Genomic DNA, 22,916 nt, shown 5'->3' on the forward strand with positions numbered 1-22,916 from the left:
CGGGAACGACGCCTCCTATCGTAGCGGCCTTCTTGAGAAACTTCAGGGAATGAACGGAGAAATAGAATGTCGGGTCTTGCAAGACGGATGGCCAGCCTCGGCGTCCTGGGTGTGGCGGTAAGCACCCTCACGCTGCTGGCGGCGCTAAGGCCCGTTCATGCCGAGACGCCGCCCGGCGTTCTGGTGGTGGCCCAGTCGATAGACGATGCGGTGAGCTTCGATCCGGCGGAAGGATTCGAGCTGACCACGGTGCAGTCCTTCAACAATCTCTACCAGCGCCTCGTGCAGACCGATCGGGCCGATGCCAACAAGATCGTGCCGGGCCTGGCTGCCAGCTGGGAAGCTGGATCGGATGGCAAGAGCCTGATCTTCGCGTTGCAGAAGGACGCCAAATTCGCCTCCGGCAATCCCCTGCGCCCGGAAGACGTCATCTTCTCCCTGTCCCGCGTGGTGAAGCTCAACAAGTCTCCCGCCTTCATCCTCAACGAACTCGGCTGGACCGCCGACAATGTGGACAAGTCCATCCAGAAGATCGACGACGCCCATGTGAAGCTGAGCTGGCAGGCGGATGTCGGCCCGGCCTTCGCCCTGGCGATCCTCACCGCGCCGGTCTCCTCCATCGTCGATGCGGCCACGGTGGCGCCGCAGGCGAGCGGGGACGATCTCGGCAATGGCTGGTTGAAGACGCATTCGGCCGGCAGCGGCCCCTTCAAGATCACCAACTACACGCCCCATGAGGCGCTGGTGCTGGACGCCAACGACAGTTCCCCCGGCGGTGCGCCGAAGCTGAAGAGCGTGATCCTGCGCAATGTGCCGGATGCCGCCGCCCGCCGCCTGGTGATCGAGCAGGGCGACGCGGACATCGCCAGGGGCCTCGCATCGGACCAGATCGAAGCTCTCAAGGGTAAGTCCGGCGTGAAGGTGCTGGCGGTACCCTCGGCCCGCAGCGACTATCTGCTCATCAACACCAAGGCGAACGCCACCCTCGGCAACCCCGCCTTCTGGGAGGCTGCCCGCTACCTCGTGGACTATGACGGCATCGCGAACAACCTGCTGCGCGGCCAATCCCAGGTTCACCAGTCCTTCCTGCCGGTGGGCTTCCCCGGCGCCCTGACCGACAATCCCTATAAGCTGGACGTCGCAAAGGCCAAGAAGATCCTCGCCGATGCAGGGATCGGTCCTGCCACCATCGCCTTTCCCGTCTTCAACGAGGCACCGTTCCTGCAGATCGCCCAGTCGTTGCAATCCACCTTCGCGCAGGCCGGAATCACGCTCGACATCCAGCCGGGCGTGACCAGCGAGATCTACGCCAAGGCCCGCGCCGGCCAATACCAGTTCACCCTGCGCTACTGGATTCCCGATTATTTCGACGCCAATTCCAATGCCAGCGCCTTCGCCGTCAATCGCGACAACACCCACAATACCGTGGCCAAGCAGGCGGGCTGGGTCATTCCCGAACTGAGCGACAGAACTGCAGCGGCGGTGAAGGAGCAGGATCCGGCCCGGCGTGCCGCGCTTTACGAGGAGTTGCAGCGCGATCTCCAGAAGAGCTCGCCCTTCGTCTTCATCCTGCAGGGCAGCGACCAGGTCGTGCTGCGAGACGGAATCAAGGGTTACGCGCAGGGCCTCAACGCGGACCAGGTTTATTACGACCAGGTCGACAAGTAGGCCTGCCTTGGCAGAGGCCGACATCCGCACCAACGCGATCCTCGCAGCTCTTTCGCGACCGGCGCCTCCGTGGCGCCGGCGCCCTGCCGTCCGGGTCGTGCTGGGCCTCGCGCGCTGGCTGGCCAGGCTCGCCGTCACCCTGTTCGGCCTGGTGCTGGTGACCTTCGCCATGACGCGGATGGCCCCGATCGATCCGGCCTTTCAGTTGGTTGGCGACCATGCCAGCCAATCGTCCTACCAGGCGGCCCGCACGGCTCTCGGCCTGGACCTGCCGCTGCCCTTGCAGTTCTGGCGCTATCTCGTCACCCTCGCGCATGGGGACCTGGGCTTGGCCCAGTCGACCGGCCAGCCGGTGGCGAGCGATATCGCTCGCACCTTCACCGCCACGCTGGAACTGGCGACTGCCGCCATCGTCCTGGGCGCGTCCATCGGGCTTGCGCTCGGCATTGTCGCGGCGATGCGCGCCGGAGGCATCGTCGACGGCGTCATCCGCGTGATTTCGCTGCTCGGCTACTCCGTGCCGATCTTCTGGCTCGGTCTCCTCATGCTGCTTCTGTTCTATGCCCGGCTGCACTGGCTGCCGGGAACGGGGCGCATGGACATCCTCTACCAATACACGATGAAGCCGGTGACGGGCTTCGCTCTTGTCGACAGCTGGCTGGCCGGAACCCCGGGCGCCTTTCGCAGCGCGGTGAGCCATCTCGTCCTGCCGACCCTGGTGCTGGCGGTCTACGCCCTGGCGGGCATCTGCCGGCTGACGCGTTCGGCCGTATTGGGAGAACTTGCGCAGGAATACGCGCTGACCGCCCGGGCGAAGGGTGCCAGATCCGCCCGCGTCGTCTTCGTCCATGTCCTGCCCAACATCGCCGGCACGCTCCTCACCATCGTGGCTCTCTCCTATGCCAGCCTGCTCGAAGGCGCGGTGCTCACCGAGACCGTCTTCGCTTGGCCCGGCATCGGGCGCTACCTTACCGTGGCGATGTTCGCGGGCGACACGGCGGCGATCCTCGGCGCCACGCTGGTCATTGGCACCGCCTTCATCCTCCTCAACAGCCTTACCGATTTTGCGGTCGGACGGCTCGACCCGCGAAGGGCGCGCTGAACATGGCCGCAATTTCTTCAATGGCCCTTCGGCGTCTTGCCTGGCGGCACCAGTCCCTCTCCGTCGGGGCCATCGTTCTCGCCTTGGTGATCGGCTGTGCCGCCCTGGCTCCCTTGATCGCGCCATACGATCCCAATCTCCAGGAAACGGCCAATCGGCTCGCCGCGCCTTCCGCGCTGCATTGGCTCGGCACGGACGGCTTCGGACGCGACCTCCTCTCCCGCCTGATTTACGGCGCCCGGCCGACATTGCTGATCGTCGTCCTGGTGGGCGCTCTGATGGCGCCGTTCGGTGTCGCCGTCGGCATCCTCGCCGGCTTCTTCGGCGGCGTGGTCGAACGCGTGCTGATGATCGCGACCGACATCGTGATGTCCTTCCCGCGCCTCCTGCTCGCCTTTGCCTTCGTGGCCATCCTCGGAGCCGGGTTGGTGAACGGCGTGCTGGCTCTCGCCCTGACGAGCTGGCCGGCCTATGCGCGTCAGGCGCGGGTCGAGACGCAGCTCCTGCGACGCACCGACTATCTCGCCGCCGCCGAGATGGTCGGGATACGGGGGCCGCGCCTGCTGTTCGGCCATGTCCTGCCGCTCGTGCTTCCCTCCACCCTGATCCGCTTGGCGCTCGACCTCGGAGGCATCATCCTGGCGGCGGCCGGGCTCGGCTTTCTCGGCCTCGGCGTGCGCCCGCCCACTGCCGAATGGGGGTCGATGGTGGCGGAGGGCACGCAGGTCATCTTCGATCAATGGTGGATCGCCGCAGCACCGGGCCTGTGCATCCTGGTCACCTGCCTTGCCTTCAACCTCATCGCCGACGGCCTGCGCGACGTCCTGGATCCGCGCCATGGCTGATATCCTCCTGAGCGTCGATGATCTCCGGGTCGAGGCGCAAGCCATCGACGCGCCCGTGCCGATCCTGAACGGCATTTCCTTTGCCGTGGGAAGGGAAAGAGTGGCGCTGCTCGGCGAATCGGGGTCTGGAAAGTCGATGACGGCCCGGGCCGTCCTGGGGTTGTTGCCGCGAGGCGTCCGGCGGAGCGGCGGGCGCGTCGTGCTCGACGGCAAGGATATTTCCGGGCTCGGCGAAGGTGGCTTGAGCCATGTTCGCGGCAGGATCGCGGGGCTGGTGCTCCAGGATCCGCGCTATTCCCTCAACCCCGTGCATCGGGTCGGACGCCAGGTCGAGGAAACCCTGCTGCTCCATACTCGGCTTTCGCGCCGCGAAAGGCGGGAGAAGGCGCTGGAAATGCTGGCCGGGGTCGGTCTCGAAAATCCCCGGCTCGTCTATGACCTCTATCCTCCCGAACTGTCCGGCGGGATGGGCCAGCGTGTCATGATCGCCGCCATGCTGGTTGCCGGGCCGAAGCTGCTCATCGCGGATGAGCCGACATCGGCGCTCGACCACGCGGTACGCAGCCAGATCCTCGGCATGCTTCGCCGGCTCACCGAGGAGCGGGGCATGGGCCTTCTGCTGATCAGCCACGACCTGCAGCAGGTCGCGGAGTTCGCGGACCGGGCGCTGGTGATGTATCGCGGGGCCATCGTCGATCGCCTGCCGGCGAGCGATCTCGCCCACGCCGGCCATCCCTATACGAGGGCGCTCTGGGGTGCTCGCCCCTCCGCCGCCACGCATGGCACGCGCCTGCCGTCCGCCGAGTGGATGGCAGGGGAGGAGAGGCCATGACAGCAGTCGTCGTATCGGGGCTTGGCGTGGAGTTCGGGCGCTACGAAAGCCGTCGCTCGGTGGTCCGCGACGTCGCCTTCTCGATCGAGGCCGGCGAGATCTTCGGCCTGGTCGGGCCGTCCGGGTGCGGCAAGACGACTGTCCTGCGGGTACTGGCCGGCCTCAACCTCGACTGGGCCGGGCGGATCGAGGTGCTCGGCGCGACGCTGGCCCCCCACCACCGCATCGTGGGGCCGCTCCGGCGTGACATCCAGATGGTCTTCCAGGATCCCTACGCCTCGCTGCATCCCAGGCATCGCATCCGACGCATCCTCGCCGAACCCCTCCAGGTACGCCGCGAGGCGGATGTGGAGGGCAAGGTCGCGCGCATCCTTGGCGAGGTCGGGCTGCCGCCCGGGCTGGCCGCGCGCTACCCGCACCAGCTTTCCGGGGGTCAGCGCCAGCGCGTCGCCATCGCCCGCGCGCTGCTCCAGCAGCCGAAGCTGCTGCTCCTGGATGAGCCGACCTCAGCCCTCGATGTCTCGGTGCAGGCCGGCATCCTGAACCTTCTCGCCGACCTTCGCGAACGCCACCGCATGACCATGATACTGGTCAGCCACGATCCCGGCGTGGTTGCCCATCTGTGCGACCGCGTTGCGAGGATGGAGCGCGGCGAAATCGTCTCGCGGGAGGGCGGCTGACCTCGGACGGAGATTTTGCGGCGGCGATGGGAAATTCGATCAGCCTTCGTCCGCGAGTTCCGCGATCAGTGCCGATACGGACCTTCCCTCGGTGCGCCGCCTCATGTTCTCGTCCGTCATCAGCGAACGCGGCAGCGCCGTGTCGGTGTAGAGGATGCCGTCGAGGTGATCCATCTCGTGCTGGATGATTCGCGCCGGCCAGCCGTGGACCGGCGTCCAGTCGTGGAAGATGCCGCGCCGGTCGAGATAGGTGATCTCGATGTCGAGCGGACGCTCAACCAGGCCGGCATAGCCGGGTATGCTCAGGCAGCCTTCCGGAAAGATCGTGCGGCCCGTGCCCGCGAGCGGCCTGATACGGGGATTGATGAAGACCTGCAGGGGAAAGGCGTCGGTTCGCTGGCGCTCCTCGCGTTGTGCCTCGCCGAGCCGCTCGATCGCTGCCGGGGGATCCTCGACGACGATGATGCGCCTTGCCTCGCCGACCTGCGGCGCGGCGAGGCCGACGCCGGGCGCAGCCCGCATCGTCTCGATCATCCGGTCGATCAGGGTCTGGAGTTCGCTGGAGGCGATGGTCTCGGGCAGCACCTCGGCTGCGCGCCGGCGCAGGACCGGGTCCCCGATCTGGACGATGGGCAGTGTCGTCAAGGGCTCACCTCCCCGGAGATCGCGCCAAGCGCCGCTTCGACGTCGTCGATGAGATCCTCGGTGTTTTCGAGGCCGACCGACATGCGGATGAGGCTGTCCGAGATGCCGTGGCGCGCGCGCTCCTCCGCGCCATAGGTCGCATGCGTCATGCTGGCGGGATGCTGGACGAGCGTCTCCGCATCGCCGAGGCTGACGGCGCGGCTGGCGATGCCCAGCGCGTTCATGAAGGCGACGCCGGCCGCGTAGCCGCCCTTCAGCTCGAAGGCGACCAGGCCTCCGCCGGCGGACATCTGGCCCATGGCGACGGCATGATCGGGAGAACCGGGGAGGCCGGGATAGGCGAGCGAGGCAATGCCGGGATGCTCGGCCAGCAGCTGGGCGATGGCCAGTGCCGAATGAGAATGCTGCCGGACACGCAGTTCCAGCGTCTTGAGGCCGCGCAGCACCAGAAAGGCGGTGAGGGGCGCGACGACCGCGCCGGTGAGATAGCGCAGCCCATTCATGCGGATCTCATGGATGACGTCGGCCTTGCCGACGGCGACGCCGGCGAGAAGGTCGCCGTGCCCACTGAGATACTTGGTGGCCGAATGCACCACGAGATCGGCTCCGAGTTCGATGGGACGCTGCAGGATGGGAGTGGCGAAAGTGTTGTCGACGATGGAGACCGCACCGGCCCGCCGGGCGATTCCGGTGACGGTGGCGATGTCGATGACGCGCAGGTTGGGATTGGCTGGGGTCTCGAAATAGAGCACCCGCGCCCCTGGAGCCGCCCTGGCCACTGCGTCGTGGTCCTTGAAGTCGACGAGATCGACGCTCACGCCGAACTTGGAGAGACCCTTGGTGAGCAGGGCAAAGGTGTTGCCGTAGAGGATCTTGTCGGCAACGATGCGATCACCTGCTTTGAGCAGCGTCCACAGGGTGGCGCTGATGGCGCCCATGCCCGAGGAGACGACGAGGCCGGCTTCGGCGCCTTCGAGATCGGCGATCCGTTCCTCCAGCAGGCCCTGCGTGGGATTCTTGGTGCGCCCGTAGATATATCCCTCGCGCTTGCCTTCGAATATTTCGGCGCCCTGCTCCACGCTCTCGAAGGCGTAGGTGGAGGTCATGTAGACCGGCGGGGTCAGGGCGCCGTTCTCGCTGGCAGGATCATAGCCGAGGTGGATTGCGCGGGTGGAGGGACCCTGCCTTTTGTTGGATCTGGGTTTCATCATCGACCGGAGCTGACTGCGGGTGGGGCGGGGGAACCGCCCATCGTGGCTCGAAGATCGTCCGGCCGAAACGGAGTCGTCAACCTCGCAGGGCCAAATGCGCTGGTCCGATTCCCCCTCATGCCGCCTTCGAGACCAGGATCTTGTCGATGCGCCTGCCGTCGAGGTCCACCACCTCGAACTTCCAGCCGTCGCGCACGAAGCTCTCGCCGGTCTGCGGCAGATGGTTGAGCTCGGCAAGGATGAAGCCAGCCGCCGTCTCGTAGCCGCCGCGCTCGATGGGCATCGCCAGCGTCTCGGCAAGCTCGTCGGCCTGCATCCAGCCCGCCACGAGATAGGAGCCGTCCGAGCGCATGGTGATGGCCGGCTCGTCCTCGTCGTCATCCTGGAAGGCTCCTGTAATCGCCTCCAGCACGTCGTTGGCGGTGATGATGCCTTCGAAATGACCGTACTCGTCGAAGACGAGCGACATGTGGGCCTTGGAGGAACGCAGGGCCTGCAGCACTGCAAGGGCCTCGGTGGTATCCATCACGATGGGCGCCGCCTGGACGTGGTCGCGCACGTTCAGCGCCCTGCCGTCGAGCTGGGTCTGGAACAGGTCCTTCACGGTAATGACGCCGATGATGTTGTCGTCCTCACCGTCCTGGACGGGCAGGCGGGTGTTCCGGGTGGCTCGCAACTGCGCCATGATCGCCTTGGAGGAGTCGGAGAGGTCGATGACCTCGACCTCTCGCCGTGGCGTCATCAGTGAGCGCGCGGTTCGGTCGCCCAGCCGCATGACGCCGGAGATCATGTCCTTTTCGGCCCGCTCCAGCACGCCGGCGCTTTCGGCTTCGGCCAGGATGGTGCGTACTTCCTCTTCCGTAACGGTCTCCTCGGATTTGCCACGGTGGCCGAGCAAGGCGAGGACCAGGCGACCGGAGGCGTCGAGCAGCCAGACGAGGGGTGCCGAGCAACGCGACAGGAGCTTCATCGCGGGAGAGACGCGCGCAGCGACCCGTTCGGGATCGCGCAGGGCGATCTGCTTGGGCACCAGTTCGCCGATGATCAGCGACAGGTAGGTGATCAGCACCACGACGATGCCGACGCCGAGCGTGTCGGCGGCGCTGGCGGAAACGCCCTGGTCACGCAGCCAGGCTGCCAGGCGGGTACCGAGCGTGGCGCCGGAGAAGGCGCCGGAAAGCACGCCGACCAGCGTAATGCCGATCTGTACCGTGGAAAGAAAGCGGCCGGGGTTCTCGAGGAGCTGCAGGGCGGTTGCCGCGCCGCGCTTGCCACGATCCGCCATGATGCGAAGCCGGGCCGGGCGGGAGGAAACGATGGCGAGTTCCGACATGGCGAGGACGCCGTTGAGAAGCGTCAGAAGGACGATGATGGCGATGTCGAGGAACAAGGTGCCTTGCAGGGGTTGCAAGCCCGCGACGACGTGTCGGGCCGCTTCACGAGCGGCAAGCATAGGGGCAGCGCAAGTCCAAGGATAGAGGGTGTCGAAATTTGATCGTGCATGCCGTGCAAGTTGCCGCGGCGCTGGCGCGTTCTATAGTGGCGCTTTCCTGCATTGCGCCTGTGAGTCCGATGTCGCCTCCCGTTGATTCCGTCACTTCCTCTCCCTCCCTTCCCGTTCGTGCTGACGTCGTCGTGATTGGCGGCGGCATCGTCGGCGTCAGCACGGCGTTGGCGCTGATCCGCAAGGGGCATTCCGTCGTGCTGTGCGAGAAGGGGCGTATCGGCGGGGAGCAGTCCAGCCGCAACTGGGGCTGGTGCCGCGCCATGGGCCGCGACAGCAGGGAGATTCCGCTGATTCAGGAAAGCCTGCGCATCTGGAGCGGCCTCGATCAGGTCGCAGGGCAGGATCTCGGTTTCCGCAAATGCGGCATTCTCTACCTGTGCGAGAACGAGGCGGAGATGCAGGGCTACGAGCCCTGGCTCGAACATGCCAGGCAGCATCAGATCGGCTCGCGCCTGATCACGGCGAAGGAAGTGCAGGACGTGCTGCCGGGCCTCCAGCGAAAGGTCGCCGGCGCGCTCTACACAAAGACCGACGCGCGCGCCGAGCCTGCGGTCGCCGCGCCCGCCATCGCCCGGGCGCTGCAGTCGCTCGGCGGCACCGTGATGACCGGATGCGCCGTTCGCAGCGTCGAAACGACGGCGGGAAAGGTGAGCGGCGTCGTCACCGAAAAAGGGCCGATTGCCTGCGATGCCGTGGTGCTGGCGGGCGGCTCATGGTCGCGGCTGTTTGCCGGCAATCTCGGCTTCGACCTGCCGCAGCTCAAGGTGCTCGGCTCCGTGCTGCGCACCCAGCCGCTGGAGGGCGGGCCGGACAGCTCGGCCGCCGGTTCGGACTTCGCCTTCCGAAAGCGCGCGGACGGGGGCTATACGGTGGCCCATGGCGGCCTTTCCACCGCCGAGATCACGCCGGACAGTTTCCGCCTGTTCGGCGCTTTCCTGCCGGCGCTGCGCAAGGAGTGGAAGGGCATACGCCTGCATCTGGGCCGGCAGTTCGTCACCGAGATGGGCTGGAAGCGCCGCTGGAAGCCTGACGAGACGACGCCCTTCGAAAGCATCCGGGTGCTCGATCCGGAGCCGGACAACCGCCTCCTCGACCAGGCGCTCGCCAATCTGCGCAAGGCGCATCCTGTCTTCCAGGGCGTGGCGGAGGCCCAGCGCTGGGGCGGGCTGATCGACGTGACCCCGGATGCGGTGCCCGTCATTTCCGGGGTCGCGGCACTCCCCGGCTTCTTCATCGGCACCGGTTTCTCAGGCCACGGTTTCGGGTTGGGGCCGGGTGCGGGACGGCTGATGGCCGATCTGGTGGCAGGCGACGACCCGATCGTCGACCCCGCTCCGTTCCGGTTTTCGCGCTTCAGCGACGGTTCGAAGGTGACGCTCGAGGCGGGATTCTGAGCGACCGTAGGGATCGGTGGGGTCAAGTCGAGTACAGTCTTCGCTTTCCCTTTTGAAAGATGAAACTATTCGGCCGCTGCATGAAACGAAGATGGCATTAAGCCGTTGTGTCTTTGCCAATTTCGGCATGGCCTGTTCAGGGATTGAACTCATGCGCAAGTCCGCTATCGCGATCATCGCTCTCGTTATTTGCTCCCTTGCCTTGACCTCTTGCGCCAACACGGTCCGCGGTGTGGGCCAGGACGTTAAATCGACGGGTCGCGCCGTAAAGCAGGCAGTCCAGTAAGATCGGGAATGGACTGCATCCATGGGAGGATGCACCGGCGACAGGGGCCGTCGGCGCGTCGCGTCGCCGTGATCGCTCAGCCCTTCACGGCGCCGGCCGTCAGCGAGCGGCCTATATAGCGATAGGCGAACAGGCTCAGCACAAGCGGCGGCAGGATGCTCAGCATCATCACGGCCGCGGCCGTGCCCCATTGGACCCCGCCGCCGCTCGCCGCGAAGAAGAACGAAGCCCCAACCGTGATCGGCACCGCGCTCTGCGTGGTGAGCATCAGCCCGAACAGGAACTCGTTCCAGGAATAGATGAAGGCGAGGATCAGGGAGGACGCGATCACCGGCGTCGACAGCGGCAGCACGATGTAGCGCAGCAGCGGGATAGTGCCGGCACCGTCAACGCGGGCCGCCTCCTCGATCTCGAGGGGCAGGTCGCGCACGGCATTGGCCAGCAGCACCAGTACCAGCGGCAGGTTGACCAGGCAGAGGATCAGCGACAGGCCGAAACGAGTATCCAGCAGGGAAAGCCGCTGATAGATCAGGTAGATGGGGATTGCGAAGATGATAAGCGGGATGGCCCGCAGGTTCGTGACGGCGGGCAGCAGCCAGCGTCGTCCCACGCCATGGCGGATGATGGCGTAGGCCGCCGGGAAGGCCAGGGCAATGGCGAGGACCGAGCCGAGCGTGGCCGCTATCACGCTGTTGACGAGGTAATGGACGATATCGAAGCGGTCGGCGATGGCGAAGACCTTGCGGAAATTCTCCAAGGTCGGCGCCTCGATCATCAGCGAGGGATTCTCGGCGATCTCGGCGTCGCTCTTGAACGATGTGATCAGGGTCGAGATCAGAGGGAAATTCAGGGCGATGGCGGCGATGACGAACACCGCCCAGCGCAGGGCCGCGAGAAGGATCCTCATGTGCGCCGCTCCGCCAGCTTGAGAAGCCCGAGCAGGACCAAGAAGGAAATCAGCAGAAGCAGGAGGGACGCTGCGACGGCCACGCCGATATTGTTGCCGCGAAAGAAGGCTTCGTAGATGTAGATGCTGATCGTCGTCGTGCTGCCGCCGGAACCGCTGCCCGTGAGCACGTAGATGTTGTCGAAGACGCGGAAACTGTCGATGAAACGGAAGAAGAAGGTAATGACGATGGTCGGTGCCATGAAGGGCAGGTCGATCTGTTGCAGACGCCGGAAGGGGCCGGCCCCGTCGATCGCGGCCGCCTCGCGGATATCGAGCGGGATGGCCTGATAGGCCGAATAGAGGATGAGCAGCGCGAAGGGCGTCCATTGCAGGACCTCGATGGTCACCAGCGTGGCGAAGGCGTTGCCCGGTGCGAGGAAGGCAGGACTGTCGCCGGTGAACAGTTCGAAATAATAGGGCAGGACGCCGACGAATTCCTGCAGCACCAGCCGGTACATCAGGCCGACGAGCGCCGGCGCCAGCATCATCGGCAGCATCAGGACCGCCATCAGCCAGGGACGCTTGGCCAGGAGCGGCGCGAGGAAGATCGCCAGGAAAAGGCCGAGCAGGATCTGCGCCAGGGAGGCGAAGACGGCGAATTTCAAGGAGAAGCCGAGTGCCCCCCAGAAGGCGCCGTCCTGGAGCACGGCGAGGAAGTTGCCGAAGCCCTGCAGCGTCGGCGCCCTGAGGTTCTCGAAGCTGACCTGCGAAACGGAATAGACGAGGTCGATGACGAGTGGGACGCCGACAAGCAGCACCAGGAAGGCCGTCATCGGCGTGATCAGGATATAGGGGGTGCTCGATCGGCCTGGGGCCATGGGCGAGGGATCCGAGGTGGTGGGTGGAACGATCCTGCGGGTGCCAGGAGACGATGAACGCCCCCGTGGTTGACGCGCCGATGAAAGGAAGAAGCCCATCGCCGGCAGGACCGGCGGTGCAGGGGAAGATTCAGGTTCCGGAGGGCACGCCTCCCGGCCCCTGGATCTCCCTTTCCTCGGATGACGACGCCCCTACTTCAACAACTCCTGCATCTTCGTCGTGGTATCCTTCAATGCACTGTCGAGATCGGTGGTTCCGGCCCAGTAGCCCGTGAAGAACTTGGCCTGCGCCTCGTAGACCTGCAGGGCGTTGGCCGAGGTGCCGCCCGTCATCACGAAGCCGTACTGGCCGGCAAAGTCGCCGAGCTTCACGAGATCGGGGCGCTTGGGAAGCTGCGCCGTCAGGCTCTTGTCGATGGCGGGCGAACCGCCCGCGTCGGCATAGGCCTTGATGGCGTCCGGGCTCGCCAGCCAGGTCAGGAACTTGAGGGCGCCTTCCTTGTGGGCCGAGGCCTTGTTGAGGCCGAAGCCCAGGCCGTGGATGTGGGTGGTGCGGCCTTGCGGTCCCTTGGGCGGAGCGAGCGTGTCGAACTTGCCGGCCACGGCGGGTGTCTTGTCGGCATTGTCGAGGTCGGCCGCAGCGGCGTTCCATTGCAGCATGGTCGCTGCCTGGCCGGCGCCGAAGGCGGCGTTGGCCTCCGCGAATTCATAGGAGAGCGAGTCCTTGGGTGTGGCGCCGGCGTCGTAGAGCTTCTTGTAGAGTTCGAGGCTGGTCCTGTAGGCGGGAGAATCCACCGTGACCTTGCCGGAGGAAGCCTCCCAGTCGGCGCCATAGGAGCGCGCCACGCTGCCGAACACCATCATGTTGAAGAGCAGGTTCTTCATCTGCAGCACGGTGCCGTAGCGCGTCGGACTGGCCTTGTTGATACTCTTGGTGAAGAACAGGGCCGTCGCAGCATAGTCGTCCCAGGTCCAGTCGTCGGCTGCGACGGGCTGCATGGCCTTGCCCAGGTATTTCTGCGAAATCTCGGCATAGGCCTTCTTCCAGTCGTCGTCGCTGAGAAGCTTGGCCATCAGGTCCTTGCGGACATACATGAAATGCAGAGAGAGGTCCGTCGGCACGCCATACTGCTTGCCGTCGTACTGCATGGTCTTCAATACCTTTTCGCCAAAGGTCTTGGCGGCGTCGGCGGGCAGGTCGACGGGCTGCAGGAAGGGGGCGTATTTGCCCAGCGAATAGGTGGCGATGAGGTTGAGGTCGAATTCGCTCGAGCCGGCGGCAAGGTCGGCCTGGAGCTTGTCCCAGAAGCCTTCGCGGTTGAAGAAGATCAGCTTGACCTTGTCGTCGTCCTTGATGCCTGCCTGGTCGTTGTAGATCTTGGCCACGGCGCGCAGCGCCGTTTCCTCGGGGCCTCCCGGCCAGCCGAGCACCGTGACCTCGGCGAGGGCCTGCGTAGTCCCGAGAGCCAGAAGCGCCACTGCGCCGGCGAACGCTGCCTTCAGTCTGTTCATCGTTTCACCTCTGATGCGCTTTTTTCTTGGGTTCTGGCGAGATCGGCGATGCCGATCAGCCCCGCATCAGCGCCGAGCGCGGCGGCGCGGATGTCGGGGCGATAGTCGGGTTCGATGTCGTGGGCGAGGGCGCGCAGCCTTGCGATGAAACCGTCCGCGAGGCCTATGCCTCCGCCGATCACGAAGCAGTCGGGATCGAGCAGCAACTGCATCGAGCGCATTGCGCGGAAAACGGGCACGGCCATTTCCTGGATCCGGGCATCGGCCCGGGCATCCCCCTTGGCGGCCGCGGCGAAGAGGTTGCGGGGATCTGCGGTACGGCCCAGGGCCGAGCCCGAAGCGATGTCCTCCAGCCGTCGATTGCCTTCAAGGGGGTCGACGAGGATCTGGCCGACATGGCCCGCGAGCCCGCCGCGCCCCGTGAGCAGCCGCCCGCCCATGACGAGACCGCCGCCCACGCCCGTCGAAACCGTCATGAAGACGAGATCGCAGCGCTGCCCGGCGCCGAAGCGGTATTCGCCCCAGGCGGCCGCCTGGGCATCGTTCGCCGCCACCACCGGGACGGCGAGACGGGATCGGAGGCTTTCGATGAGGGGATAGCGGTCGGGCACCGGCAGCACGGCGGGATTGAGGGCGGACCAGTGCCCGTCTTTGATCCTGCCGGTGACGGCGGCTCCGGCCAGGTCGAAGCGGCCTTCCCATTCGCCGGCCACCGCCGCGAGGGCGTCGAGCCAGGCCTCGGCACCGCCGGCTCTGTCGGTTTCGATGCGGCGGCTTCCGAGTACCCTTGCGCCCTCTACCAATGCGATCAGCGTCTTGGTGCCGCCGATATCGATTGCGAGGACGGGCAGGTCGGGCACGGCGATCCCCTCAAGCCCGTTGCGCAGTGGGGCCGGCCGGGGTGCGAACGGCATCGGCGAACCAGCCGGTGATGTGTTCGGGCCGCGTGATGGCCGAGCCGACGACGACGGCATCGGCGCCGGCGAGCCGGGCAGCCTTCACGTCCTCCACCGTATGATAGCGCCCCTCCGCGAAAACCGGCAGCCCGAGTGTCGCGCTTTGCCGGACGAGGTCGAGGTCGGGCCCCTTGGGGACAGGCCCTCCGGTGTAGCCCGACAAGGTCGTGCCGATCACATCGACCCCGACGGCAGCCGCTGCCCTGGCGTCGGCGAAGCTCGCGCAATCCGCCATGGACTGCCGGCCCGCCTGGCGGACGGCTGCAAGGAGTTCCATGGTGGACGCCGGCCGCGTGCGGTCCGTGGCGTCGAAGGCGATGATGTCGGCTCCGGCTTCGGCCAAGGCGTGCACGTCCTCCGGCCGCGACGTGATGATGACGGGCGTGCCTGGTTCGGCCCGCTTTACGATGCCGATTATCGGCAGCCGGGTCACCGCCCGGACGCCGCGCACATTGGCAACCCCTTCAATGCGCAAGCCCGCCGCTCCGCCCGCCTCCGCCGCAAGCGCGAAGCCGACAATCATGTCGAGCCGGTCCATTGGGCCGCCGACCACGGGCTGGCAGGAGACGATCAGGCCGCCGAGAGTTCGTTCAACAGGGGAGGGCACGCAAGACTCCTGCGCTTTGACGTGCGAAGCCTGCCACGCGCGTAACCTGGATGCAACCAGTTTAATACCACTTTGTTCAGGGGGACAGCCGAACCAACTCGATCATGAAATCATAGGCGTCGCCGCGATAGCGGCTGCATGTGTGCTCGACCACCCTGCCATTCTCCAGGCTGCACCGCCGCTCGATCTCGAGCACGGGAGCGCCGACGGGAACTTGGAGCAGCGGCGCCTCCGCCTCGGTGGCGATATCCGAGCGCAGGCGCTGCAGGGCGCGCGTCGGCATGCATCCCCTGACCCTCAGGGTTTCGTAGAGCGAGTTGCCGACGAGGTCGGGGCTGGGGAGGAACTCGGTGGGAATGATCGTGTATTCGATGGCCATCGGCACTGCATCCGCGGTGCGCAAACGATGCAGCCGGCAGACCTGCGTTCCGGGCGCGATACCAAGCGCCACGGTCTCGGCGGCGCTGGCGAGACCGACTTCGGCGAGCAGCCATTTCGCGCCGGGTTCGCGCCCGCGAGCGCCCATGTCCTCGGAAAAGCTGGTGAAGACGGCTATCGGCTTTTCAAGGCGCTCGGCCACGCTGGTGCGCGCGCCGTGGCGCTGCACCATCAGCCTCTCGTCGACCAGCCCCTTGAGGGCGTTGCGGACGGTGACGCGCGAGAGGTTCAGGCGCTGGGCAAGCTCCCTCTCCCCAGGGATCATGGCGCCCGCGGAAACCACGCCCTCGTGGATGGCGCTGCGCAGGGCGTCCTGCAGCCGCCGGTAGAGAGCCGTGGGGCTCTCGGCATCCAGGCGGCCCTTGAGCAGCAGATAGTCGATCAGCCGGTCGACCTCGGCCGGCTGCGCCGCGCCGATTCCCCTCGGCTGCTCGTCAGCGCTGGTTACTGTCATTCAACATACCGGACATGTCACCGGCCGCCATGCGGGACGGCCTCTCGTGATCTTTAAGGCATATGCTTCAATCGCGCGATCAATACCTTGTGTGTTCCGGAGATGGCGCCCCGCGCCTCGAAAAGGACGACGTCCCCGAAAGCCATCTCCACGCTGGCGCCCTCGGCCATGATCGTGCCGCGTCCGAGCGACAGAAGCACGGTGAGTTCTTCATCCGCCGCGGCGATCCGTTCATCGCGAAGATCGTGCCTTGCAACGGCGTGGCTGATGCGCCCGCGGCGCGTCATCACGTTGAAGTCGCGGATAGGCCCATCCACGAGCTTCGCCTTGACTGGGACGTCGCCGGGAAAGGAAAGGGGCGCGGAGGCCGGGGTCACGGTCTGCGGAGCGAGCCCCTCGATCGTCATGGCAAGACCGACGCCCGCGATCAGGGTGAGCGTACGGTCGATCTCGGGGAATAGCGAGAAGGGGCCGTCGCTGGCTACGTCCGCGATGGAAAGGCGCCAGTCAAAATCATCGAAACCCGCGCCGGCGGGCGACACGGCGATCTCTGTGGTGGTGCCTCCACCGTTCTTCCAGGGCTTGGGCGTGAGGTCGGCGAAGCGGATGAGCTTCATCAGGGGCTCCGAAGCGATGGCCCGGTCTGCTTGTGCCGACAGGGCAAGTAGGCACAAGAAGGGATGACGGATTCGATCCGCCTACCGTGTCGCCCTCGCGAAGATCAGGCAGGCGTTGAGAATGCTGCCCAGCGTTTCGCGGATCGGCCGTGCATAGGCGGCATCGAAGGCCACGGGCCAGCTGGATTCCAAAACCGGGCCGAGGGGCTCGTCGATATAGCCGCGGCAGGCGAGTTCCATCTGGACGGCGTGGACGCCCTTGTCGGGCTGGCCGAGACTGCGGGTGATGTAGCCGCCCTTGAAACGCCCGTTCATCACCGTCTCGCGGCCGGTGGCTGTGCACAGAGCCTCGATGGTTCCGGCGAGCGCGGGATGGCAGCTCCTGCCGCTGTTCGTGCCGATGTTGAACTGCGGCAGCGTGCCTTCGAAAAGGCGCGGAATGACCGAGCGGATCGAATGGCAGTCGTAGACGGCGATGGTGGGATGGCGCTTCCTGAGCCGCTCGATTTCACTCGCCAGGGCCAGATGGTAGGGATCGAACCACCGGGCACGGCGCGCCGCGACCTCATCCACGCCCGGGGCGTCGCCGTCCTTGTAGAGCGGCTCGCCATCGAAGCTCGTGGTGGGACAGAGTTCGGTCGTGGCCTGGCCGGGGTAAAGCGAAACCCCGCTGGGATCACGGTTGACGTCGATCACGGTACGCGAGATCGCCGTGCGCACGATGGTGGCATCCAGCTCGGCAGCGAAATCGTAGAGCGTCTCGATCCACCAGTCGGTATCCTTGCGGGCGAGCCAGGGCGATACGAGCTTCTCCTCGATCTCGGCCGGAATCTCCGTGCCGGTATGGGGAATGCTGACGACCAGGGGCGCCTGGCCCTGCCGGATCTCGAGCCAGCTGGGCCTGCTCATGCTGCGTCCTCCACCACGCGGGCCAGCGTTTCGAGGCCAGCGGCCGCCTGGGCGAAGCCGTTCCAGACGAGGGCGGTGGCCGCCTCGATGTCGGGAGCGAAATGCCGGTCGTCGGACAGGTGCGGCACCTTGGCCCGCAGCGTGGCGCGGGCACGCTCCAGGGAGGGGCTGGAAACGAGCGGTGCGTGAAAGTCGCACCCCTGCGCGGCGGCGAGATACTCGATGCCGATCACGCCGGCGGTGTTGCGGGCCATTTCCAGGAGCCGGCGGGCGCCATGGGCGGCCATGGAAACATGGTCCTCCTGGTTCGCCGAAGTCGGGATGGAATCGACGCTGGCGGGAAAGGCGCGCTGCTTGTTCTCGGAGACGAGGGCGGCGGCGGTGACCTGCGGGATCATGAAGCCGGAGTTGAGGCCCGGTTTCGGCGTGAGGAAGGCCGGTATGCCGGAAAGCGCGGGATCGACCAGCATGGCGATGCGCCGCTCGCTGATGGAGCCGATCTCGCACAGCGCCATGGCGATCATGTCGGCGGCGAAGGCCACGGGTTCGGCGTGGAAGTTCCCGCCCGAGATGACCTCGCCCGTATCGGTGAAGACGAGAGGGTTGTCGGTGACCCCATTCGCCTCGATCGCCAGCGTCGCCGCGGCCTGGCGCAGCAGGTCGAGGCAGGCGCCCATCACCTGGGGCTGGCAGCGCAGGCAATAGGGGTCCTGCACGCGCTCGTCGCCCACCAGATGCGAGGCGCGAATGGTGCTGCCTGCCATCAGTTCGCGGAGGGTGTGTGCCACTTCCGCCTGGCCGCGATGGCCGCGCACCGCATGGATGCGCCGGTCGAAGGGGCCGTCGGATCCTTTGGCGGCATCGGTCGACAGGGCGCCGGTGACCAGCGCTCCCTGGAAGACGCGCTCGGCCAAGAACAACCCTGCAAGGGCAAGGCCGGTCGAGACCTGCGTGCCGTTGAGGAGGGCGAGGCCTTCCTTCGGGCCGAGCACGAGCGGCGGCAGGCCGGCCGCGGCAAGCGCTTCGGCGGCGGGAACGCGCTTGCCGGAGACGAAGAACTCGCCGACGCCCATCAGCGCCGCCGTCATGTGCGAGAGCGGCGCGAGGTCACCGGATGCACCGACCGAGCCCTGGCCGGGAATGACCGGCACGAGATCCTTGGCGAGGCAGTCGCGCAGGGCCGTTACCGTAGACCACTGCACGCCGGAGGCGCCCTGCGTCAGGCTGCCGAGCTTCAGCGCCATGATGAGGCGCACGACCTCGGCCGGCAGAGGATCGCCCACGCCGGCGGCATGCGAGAGCACGATGTTGCGCTGGAGAACGGCGAGATCCGCATTCTCGATGCGCACGCTGGCAAGCTTTCCGAAGCCTGTGTTGATGCCGTAGACTGGCTCGCCTTTCGCGATGATGGCGGCGACGGCCTCGGCGCTGGCCTTGACCTGCGTGTGGCAGTCCTCGTCCAGGGTGACGGGGGCGCCGTGATAGATCGCCCGCCAGGTCGCGAGCGAGACCTTGCCGGGACGCAGCAGAACGGGGTTGGTCACTGGCCTCTCCAGATGCGTTGATGAAGGGGATTGAAGCCGAGGCGGTAGACGAGCTCGGCGGGGCGCTCGATGTCCCAGATGGCGAGGTCGCAATATTTGCCGGCCTCGAGCGTTCCGATTTCTCCGAGCTTGCCGAGCGCCTTTGCGGCGTTGCGGGTGAAGCCGGCGATGCATTCGTCCACCGTCATGCGAAAGAGCGTCGCCGCCATGTTCATGGTGAGCAGCGGCGACGTCAGCGGCGACGTTCCGGGATTGCAGTCCGTGGCGACGGCCATCGGCACCTTGTGGGCCCGGAAGGCGGCGATCGGAGGCTGCTTCGTCTCGCGGATGAAATAATAGGCGCCCGGCAGGATCACGGCCACGGTTCCCGCGGCGCTCATGGCCGCTGCGCCGTCGTCGTCCGTATATTCGAGGTGATCCACCGACAGGGCCCCATAGCCTGCGGCGAGCCTGGCGCCGTGCAGGTTGGAAAGCTGGTCGGCATGCAGTTTAATGGGCAGTCCCGCTGCCTGGGCCGCATCGAAGACGCGGCGGATATGTTCGGGCGAGAAGGCGATGCCCTCGCAGAATCCGTCTACCGCGTCAGCGAGATTCTCGGCGGTCACCGCGGGCAGCATCTCGTTGCAGACGAGATCAATATAGGCGTCCTTGTCGCCCTTGGCCTCCACCGGGAGGGCATGGGCGCCCAGGAATGTGGTACTGACGCTCACACTGCGAGCCTGCCCGAGCCTGCGGGCGGCCCGCAGCATGGCGCACTCGGTCCTGGTGTCGAGGCCGTAGCCCGACTTGACCTCAATCGTGGTGACGCCCTCGCCGATCATGCGGTCGAGGCGAGGCAGGGCGGTCGCGACCAGTTCGTCCTCGCTTGCTGCACGCGTGGCGCTGACGGTGGAGACGATGCCGCCGCCTGCCCGGGCGATCTCCTCATAGCTTGCGCCTTCGAGGCGAAGCTCGAACTCGCGGGCGCGGTCGCCCCCGAAGACGAGATGCGTGTGGCAGTCGATGAGGCCCGGCGTGACCCAGCGCCCCTCGCAATCGGTGGTTGGTGCCTGGCTGCGGATATCGGCCGGAAGCTCGCTCTCGGGGCCGGCATACAGGATGCGGCCGCCCCTGGCCGCAATGGCCCCGTTTTCAACGACGCCGAGACCCGCCGTGCCCTCGGCCAGGGTGGCGAGGCGTGCATTGCGCCACAGATGAAGCCTTTCGCTGCCTTCCGACATCGTCCTCTCCGCCCCGATGAAAGTGAGGATCATGTATAGACATATTTATTGACGCGCAAGCCCGAAGATGGGAGTTTACCTCGTGTCGAGGGGAGGCAACACCATGAGCGCCACGGAAGATGCACCTCGCCGGACCATGCACCAGCGCATCCTCGGCGAACTGGAGCACCGCATCGTCTCCGGTGAATGGCCGCCGGGACATCGCATCCCGTTCGAAACCGAGTTGACCGAGATTTACGGCTGCTCGCGCATGACCGTGAACAAGGTTCTGACGCAGCTTGCCGGCGCGGGCCTGATCGAGAGACGGCGCAAGGCCGGCAGCTTCGTGGTGCAGCCCCGCAGCGAGGCGGCCGTGCTCGCCATCCATGGCATCGAGGCGGAGGTCGCGGCGCTCGGCCTGCCCTACCGCTATGAATTGCTGGAGTGTCGCCGCCGCAAGGCAAAATCCGTGGAAATGCTGCGGCTGGACCTCGGCGGCAACACGCCGTTTCTCGCCTTGACCTGCCGCCATTTCGCCGGTGACGCGCCCTTCTGCCTGGAGGAGCGTCTCATCAATCTGGAGGTGGTGCCGCAGGCCGGGGAGGCCGACTTTTCCGTCGAGCCGCCGGGAGTGTGGTTGCTCAAGCATGTTCCCTGGACAGTGGCAGAGCATCACATCAAGGCCGTGGGCGCGCGCGGCGAGGCGGCATCGCTGCTGTCGCTCGATGCGGGGACGGCCTGCCTGGTGGTGGAGCGCCAGACCTGGCGGGGCGAGCCGCTGGTCACGGCGGTGCGCTTCACCTATCCCGGCGAGCGGCACCAGCTGGTGGCGCGCTTCTCGCCCTCATAAGAGGCAGCCGAGGCCACATAGTCTCGGGGGCGACCATGTGGAAATGAAGCCTCCGGTACGATCGTCGCGGCGTGGGAAGGACCCCGCTCGGGAAGTGCTCCTGGGATCGCAGGCGTCCCGCCTGCTCCTGTAAACGACACGCTTCGAGATGCAGGCGAGAGTGCATTCGTCCTAGAGCTTTGCGCTAACTCTTTGTTTTTCGAAGCGTCTTTGCGTTCTGCCGATTTCGTCAGAACACACAAGGCTCTAAGCCTCGACGTTCACGAGCCCCATCATGCCGAGATCCTCGTGCTCGAGGATATGGCAGTGATACATGCGCGGGCCAGGCAGATCCTGGCGAACCAGAATGCGCACCGTCTCCCGGCGTGGGACATTGACGGTATCCTTGAGAGCCCGATAGGGCGGCCTTGCCACCTTGCCCGCGCTCTCGCGCTCGACGATTTGGAATTGTGTTCCGTGCAGGTGGAAGGGGTGGTCCATGTCCGCCTGGTTCTCGATCTCCCAGAGTTCGACCTGTCCGACCTTGGAGACGATATCCACCCGGTTCATGTCGAAGGCCGCGCCGTTGATGAGGAAGCCCATCGCCATGCCGCCCGACACCATCGACATGGTTTCCGTGAACACGAAGCGCCGATTGAGGGCCGGTGCGCCGAATTCGGCGATCGGCCGCAGCATTTGGGGCAGGGGCGGCTGAGCAGGCGCGCGCTCCTGTGAAACCCTGACCGTAAGCAGATCCAGGCCTGCTTCCTGTGGACGGTTCGGGCCCATCCAGCCGCGATCATAGTCCTGTGTCCGCAGGCTGGTCGTACCCGGCTCGTCGAAACGGGCAATGATTTCAAGCCGCTCGGCCGGCGCAAGGAACAATTCCTTTACTCCGGCAATGGGCTCTTCCAGCAATCCGCCGTCACTGCCGATCAAGGTGATGCCGGCGCCGGCCAGGGAAAGGCGCAGGAAGCGGGCATTCGTCGCGTTCAGCAGGCGAAAGCGACGGGCGGTGCCGGCCGGCACGTTGAGAACCGGATTCTTCTGCCCGTTGACCAGCACATGGTCGCCGATTCGCCCGTTCATCACGTCCGCCATGCCATTGGGCGGCATCGTTCCGTCGGCGGACAGACGAAGGTCCGTGAAGACGAGCAGGCTATCGCCATAGGCTGCGGGAATGGGGTCGTCCCGGTCCTTGACGAGGAAGGCGCCTGCTAGGCCGCGATAGACCTGCTCCGCCGTCCTGCCATGCGGATGAGGATGGTACCAGTAGGATCCGGCGCTGCCTTTCCGCAGATCGAAGGCGTAGGTCCGGTCCTCGCCCGGCATCACGGGATTCATGGGATTGCCGTCCTGCTCGGCTGGGATCGGCAGTCCGTGCCAGTGGATGGTGCTTTCCTGGTCCGGCAACTCGTTGCGGAAGGCGAGGCTGACGCTATCGCCCTCGAAGACCTCGATGACGGGCCCAGGGCTGAGACCGTTATAGGCGAAGATCGGTGTCTCCAGGCCGGTGGCGAAGCTGGTGCGGGCCGGCGCTGCGACGAGTTCGGCCTCGAACCGGCCAGGCTCCCGGGACCGGTTCTCCAGGCGCGGCAACTCGCGCAGGGGCGCACCCTCGGGAAGCGAGGGGGAATCCGATGGAGCTGACGTATCGCCGCCCATGCCCATCCCCGGCATGCCGTGCATGGAATGGTCGTGCTGCTGCCCTATGGCCGCATGGGGCAGCGACAGAATCGCGGCTCCCGCGAGAAGAAAGCTGCGTCGGTTCATCACTGGCCTGCTCCTTCATGATCGTGCGCAGTCCATCGTGGGTCGGCAAGCCGGTCTCATCGGAATGGAAGCGCTCCGCCTTTCGATTCGGACCCTGCACCTTCCCACTGTGGGAAGGTCAAGCGGTCGATGCGGAGAGGC

20 protein-coding genes and 1 pseudogene are annotated in these 22,916 nt (G+C 66.2%); 8 read left to right on the forward strand and 13 right to left on the reverse strand.

From position 1 onward, the window contains the following. Positions 1 to 66: 66 nt before the first annotated feature. Genes AC6H34_RS18210 through AC6H34_RS18230 form a run of 5 tightly spaced genes read left to right on the forward strand, consistent with a single transcriptional unit; the run spans position 67 to position 5,127 of the window. On the forward strand, positions 67 to 1,668 hold the full coding sequence (locus AC6H34_RS18210; RefSeq protein WP_448148506.1) for an ABC transporter substrate-binding protein: 1,602 nt from the start codon (positions 67 to 69) through the stop codon (positions 1,666 to 1,668). Between the two features lie 7 nt (positions 1,669 to 1,675). Continuing rightward, positions 1,676 to 2,770 (forward strand): ABC transporter permease, encoded by a 1,095-nt coding sequence (locus AC6H34_RS18215; RefSeq protein WP_448148505.1) that lies wholly within the window; start codon positions 1,676 to 1,678, stop codon positions 2,768 to 2,770. Between the two features lie 2 nt (positions 2,771 to 2,772). Continuing rightward, positions 2,773 to 3,615, forward strand: a complete 843-nt coding sequence (locus AC6H34_RS18220; protein ID WP_497539651.1) for an ABC transporter permease — start codon at positions 2,773 to 2,775, stop codon at positions 3,613 to 3,615. Further along, the gene (locus AC6H34_RS18225) at positions 3,608 to 4,447 is read left to right on the forward strand and encodes an ABC transporter ATP-binding protein (RefSeq protein ID WP_497539652.1); all 840 of its coding nucleotides are present in this window, start codon (positions 3,608 to 3,610) and stop codon (positions 4,445 to 4,447) included. The genes AC6H34_RS18220 and AC6H34_RS18225 overlap by 8 nt, the downstream gene beginning before the upstream one ends. Next, entirely contained in the window at positions 4,444 to 5,127 is a 684-nt protein-coding gene (locus AC6H34_RS18230; protein ID WP_497539653.1) for an ABC transporter ATP-binding protein, read from the forward strand. The genes AC6H34_RS18225 and AC6H34_RS18230 overlap by 4 nt, the downstream gene beginning before the upstream one ends. 39 nt (positions 5,128 to 5,166) lie before the next feature. Here the strand turns inward: AC6H34_RS18230 and AC6H34_RS18235 are convergent, their stop codons facing one another. The 3 genes from AC6H34_RS18235 to AC6H34_RS18245 form a co-directional block, all read right to left on the reverse strand. Next, positions 5,167 to 5,772: a peptide deformylase gene (locus tag AC6H34_RS18235; RefSeq protein WP_497539654.1), complete on the reverse strand. Its 606-nt coding sequence runs from the start codon at positions 5,770 to 5,772 to the stop codon at positions 5,167 to 5,169. Then, positions 5,769 to 6,983, reverse strand: a complete 1,215-nt coding sequence (locus tag AC6H34_RS18240) for a trans-sulfuration enzyme family protein (protein WP_497539655.1) — start codon at positions 6,981 to 6,983, stop codon at positions 5,769 to 5,771. The genes AC6H34_RS18235 and AC6H34_RS18240 overlap by 4 nt, the downstream gene beginning before the upstream one ends. A gap of 115 nt (positions 6,984 to 7,098) precedes the next feature. Next, the gene (locus AC6H34_RS18245) at positions 7,099 to 8,373 is read right to left on the reverse strand and encodes a hemolysin family protein (RefSeq protein ID WP_497539911.1); all 1,275 of its coding nucleotides are present in this window, start codon (positions 8,371 to 8,373) and stop codon (positions 7,099 to 7,101) included. Positions 8,374 to 8,555: 182 nt separating this feature from the next. Here AC6H34_RS18245 and AC6H34_RS18250 point away from each other — a divergent pair, with 182 nt between their 5' ends. Next, entirely contained in the window at positions 8,556 to 9,884 is a 1,329-nt protein-coding gene (locus AC6H34_RS18250) for an NAD(P)/FAD-dependent oxidoreductase (RefSeq protein WP_448148499.1), read from the forward strand. Between the two features lie 151 nt (positions 9,885 to 10,035). Continuing rightward, positions 10,036 to 10,170 carry an entericidin A/B family lipoprotein gene (locus AC6H34_RS18255; protein ID WP_497539912.1) on the forward strand — a complete coding sequence of 45 codons (135 nt, stop codon included), beginning with the start codon at positions 10,036 to 10,038 and terminating at the stop codon, positions 10,168 to 10,170. A gap of 76 nt (positions 10,171 to 10,246) precedes the next feature. On the opposite strand, the gene AC6H34_RS18260 is transcribed toward AC6H34_RS18255, so the two are convergent. The 9 genes and pseudogenes from AC6H34_RS18260 to hutI all read right to left on the reverse strand — a co-directional run bounded on the left by AC6H34_RS18260 (position 10,247) and on the right by hutI (position 20,194). Continuing rightward, on the reverse strand, positions 10,247 to 11,077 hold the full coding sequence (locus AC6H34_RS18260) for a carbohydrate ABC transporter permease (RefSeq protein ID WP_448148497.1): 831 nt from the start codon (positions 11,075 to 11,077) through the stop codon (positions 10,247 to 10,249). Beyond that, positions 11,074 to 11,937: a carbohydrate ABC transporter permease gene (locus tag AC6H34_RS18265; protein ID WP_448148496.1), complete on the reverse strand. Its 864-nt coding sequence runs from the start codon at positions 11,935 to 11,937 to the stop codon at positions 11,074 to 11,076. The genes AC6H34_RS18260 and AC6H34_RS18265 overlap by 4 nt, the downstream gene beginning before the upstream one ends. Before the next feature lie 192 nt (positions 11,938 to 12,129). Further along, positions 12,130 to 13,449: an ABC transporter substrate-binding protein gene (locus tag AC6H34_RS18270; RefSeq protein WP_497539656.1), complete on the reverse strand. Its 1,320-nt coding sequence runs from the start codon at positions 13,447 to 13,449 to the stop codon at positions 12,130 to 12,132. Further along, a pseudogene (locus AC6H34_RS18275) lies at positions 13,446 to 14,943 on the reverse strand (putative N-acetylmannosamine-6-phosphate 2-epimerase). Before AC6H34_RS18275 ends, AC6H34_RS18270 begins: the two are co-directional and overlap by 4 nt. Before the next feature lie 145 nt (positions 14,944 to 15,088). Then, positions 15,089 to 15,904 carry a GntR family transcriptional regulator gene (locus AC6H34_RS18280; RefSeq protein WP_448148494.1) on the reverse strand — a complete coding sequence of 272 codons (816 nt, stop codon included), beginning with the start codon at positions 15,902 to 15,904 and terminating at the stop codon, positions 15,089 to 15,091. A gap of 53 nt (positions 15,905 to 15,957) precedes the next feature. Then, a complete protein-coding gene (locus tag AC6H34_RS18285) occupies positions 15,958 to 16,521 on the reverse strand; it encodes a HutD/Ves family protein (RefSeq protein WP_497539657.1) in 564 nt (187 codons plus the stop codon). 81 nt (positions 16,522 to 16,602) lie between these two features. Further along, positions 16,603 to 17,430 (reverse strand): N-formylglutamate deformylase, encoded by an 828-nt coding sequence (hutG, locus tag AC6H34_RS18290; protein WP_497539658.1) that lies wholly within the window; start codon positions 17,428 to 17,430, stop codon positions 16,603 to 16,605. Next, positions 17,427 to 18,974 carry a histidine ammonia-lyase gene (gene hutH, locus AC6H34_RS18295; RefSeq protein WP_497539659.1) on the reverse strand — a complete coding sequence of 516 codons (1,548 nt, stop codon included), beginning with the start codon at positions 18,972 to 18,974 and terminating at the stop codon, positions 17,427 to 17,429. Before hutH ends, hutG begins: the two co-directional genes overlap by 4 nt. Further along, the gene (hutI, locus tag AC6H34_RS18300) at positions 18,971 to 20,194 is read right to left on the reverse strand and encodes an imidazolonepropionase (RefSeq protein WP_497539660.1); all 1,224 of its coding nucleotides are present in this window, start codon (positions 20,192 to 20,194) and stop codon (positions 18,971 to 18,973) included. Before hutI ends, hutH begins: the two co-directional genes overlap by 4 nt. A 103-nt stretch (positions 20,195 to 20,297) precedes the next feature. Between hutI and hutC the strand changes: the two genes are divergently transcribed. After that, complete coding sequence (gene hutC / locus AC6H34_RS18305) at positions 20,298 to 21,023, forward strand: histidine utilization transcriptional repressor HutC (RefSeq protein WP_497539661.1); 726 nt, start codon at positions 20,298 to 20,300, stop codon at positions 21,021 to 21,023. 246 nt (positions 21,024 to 21,269) lie between these two features. On the opposite strand, the gene AC6H34_RS18310 is transcribed toward hutC, so the two are convergent. After that, positions 21,270 to 22,775: a multicopper oxidase family protein gene (locus tag AC6H34_RS18310; protein WP_497539662.1), complete on the reverse strand. Its 1,506-nt coding sequence runs from the start codon at positions 22,773 to 22,775 to the stop codon at positions 21,270 to 21,272. Between the last annotated feature and the right edge of the window lie 141 nt (positions 22,776 to 22,916).

It is taken from the genome of Labrys sp. ALF-8 (genome assembly GCF_059699065.1).

Coding starts and splice junctions, on each gene's coding strand:
- AC6H34_RS18210 (WP_448148506.1), top strand. CDS start 67: ATGTCGGGTCTTGCAAGACGGATGGCCAGCCTCGGCGTCCTGGGTGTG.
- AC6H34_RS18220 (WP_497539651.1), top strand. CDS start 2,773: ATGGCCGCAATTTCTTCAATGGCCCTTCGGCGTCTTGCCTGGCGGCAC.
- AC6H34_RS18225 (WP_497539652.1), top strand. CDS start 3,608: ATGGCTGATATCCTCCTGAGCGTCGATGATCTCCGGGTCGAGGCGCAA.
- AC6H34_RS18230 (WP_497539653.1), top strand. CDS start 4,444: ATGACAGCAGTCGTCGTATCGGGGCTTGGCGTGGAGTTCGGGCGCTAC.
- AC6H34_RS18240 (WP_497539655.1), bottom strand. CDS start 6,983: ATGATGAAACCCAGATCCAACAAAAGGCAGGGTCCCTCCACCCGCGCA.
- AC6H34_RS18250 (WP_448148499.1), top strand. CDS start 8,556: ATGTCGCCTCCCGTTGATTCCGTCACTTCCTCTCCCTCCCTTCCCGTT.
- AC6H34_RS18255 (WP_497539912.1), top strand. CDS start 10,036: ATGCGCAAGTCCGCTATCGCGATCATCGCTCTCGTTATTTGCTCCCTT.
- AC6H34_RS18260 (WP_448148497.1), bottom strand. CDS start 11,077: ATGAGGATCCTTCTCGCGGCCCTGCGCTGGGCGGTGTTCGTCATCGCC.
- AC6H34_RS18265 (WP_448148496.1), bottom strand. CDS start 11,937: ATGGCCCCAGGCCGATCGAGCACCCCCTATATCCTGATCACGCCGATG.
- AC6H34_RS18270 (WP_497539656.1), bottom strand. CDS start 13,449: ATGAACAGACTGAAGGCAGCGTTCGCCGGCGCAGTGGCGCTTCTGGCT.
- AC6H34_RS18280 (WP_448148494.1), bottom strand. CDS start 15,904: ATGACAGTAACCAGCGCTGACGAGCAGCCGAGGGGAATCGGCGCGGCG.
- AC6H34_RS18285 (WP_497539657.1), bottom strand. CDS start 16,521: ATGAAGCTCATCCGCTTCGCCGACCTCACGCCCAAGCCCTGGAAGAAC.
- hutG (WP_497539658.1), bottom strand. CDS start 17,430: ATGAGCAGGCCCAGCTGGCTCGAGATCCGGCAGGGCCAGGCGCCCCTG.
- hutI (WP_497539660.1), bottom strand. CDS start 20,194: ATGTCGGAAGGCAGCGAAAGGCTTCATCTGTGGCGCAATGCACGCCTC.
- hutC (WP_497539661.1), top strand. CDS start 20,298: ATGAGCGCCACGGAAGATGCACCTCGCCGGACCATGCACCAGCGCATC.
- AC6H34_RS18310 (WP_497539662.1), bottom strand. CDS start 22,775: ATGAACCGACGCAGCTTTCTTCTCGCGGGAGCCGCGATTCTGTCGCTG.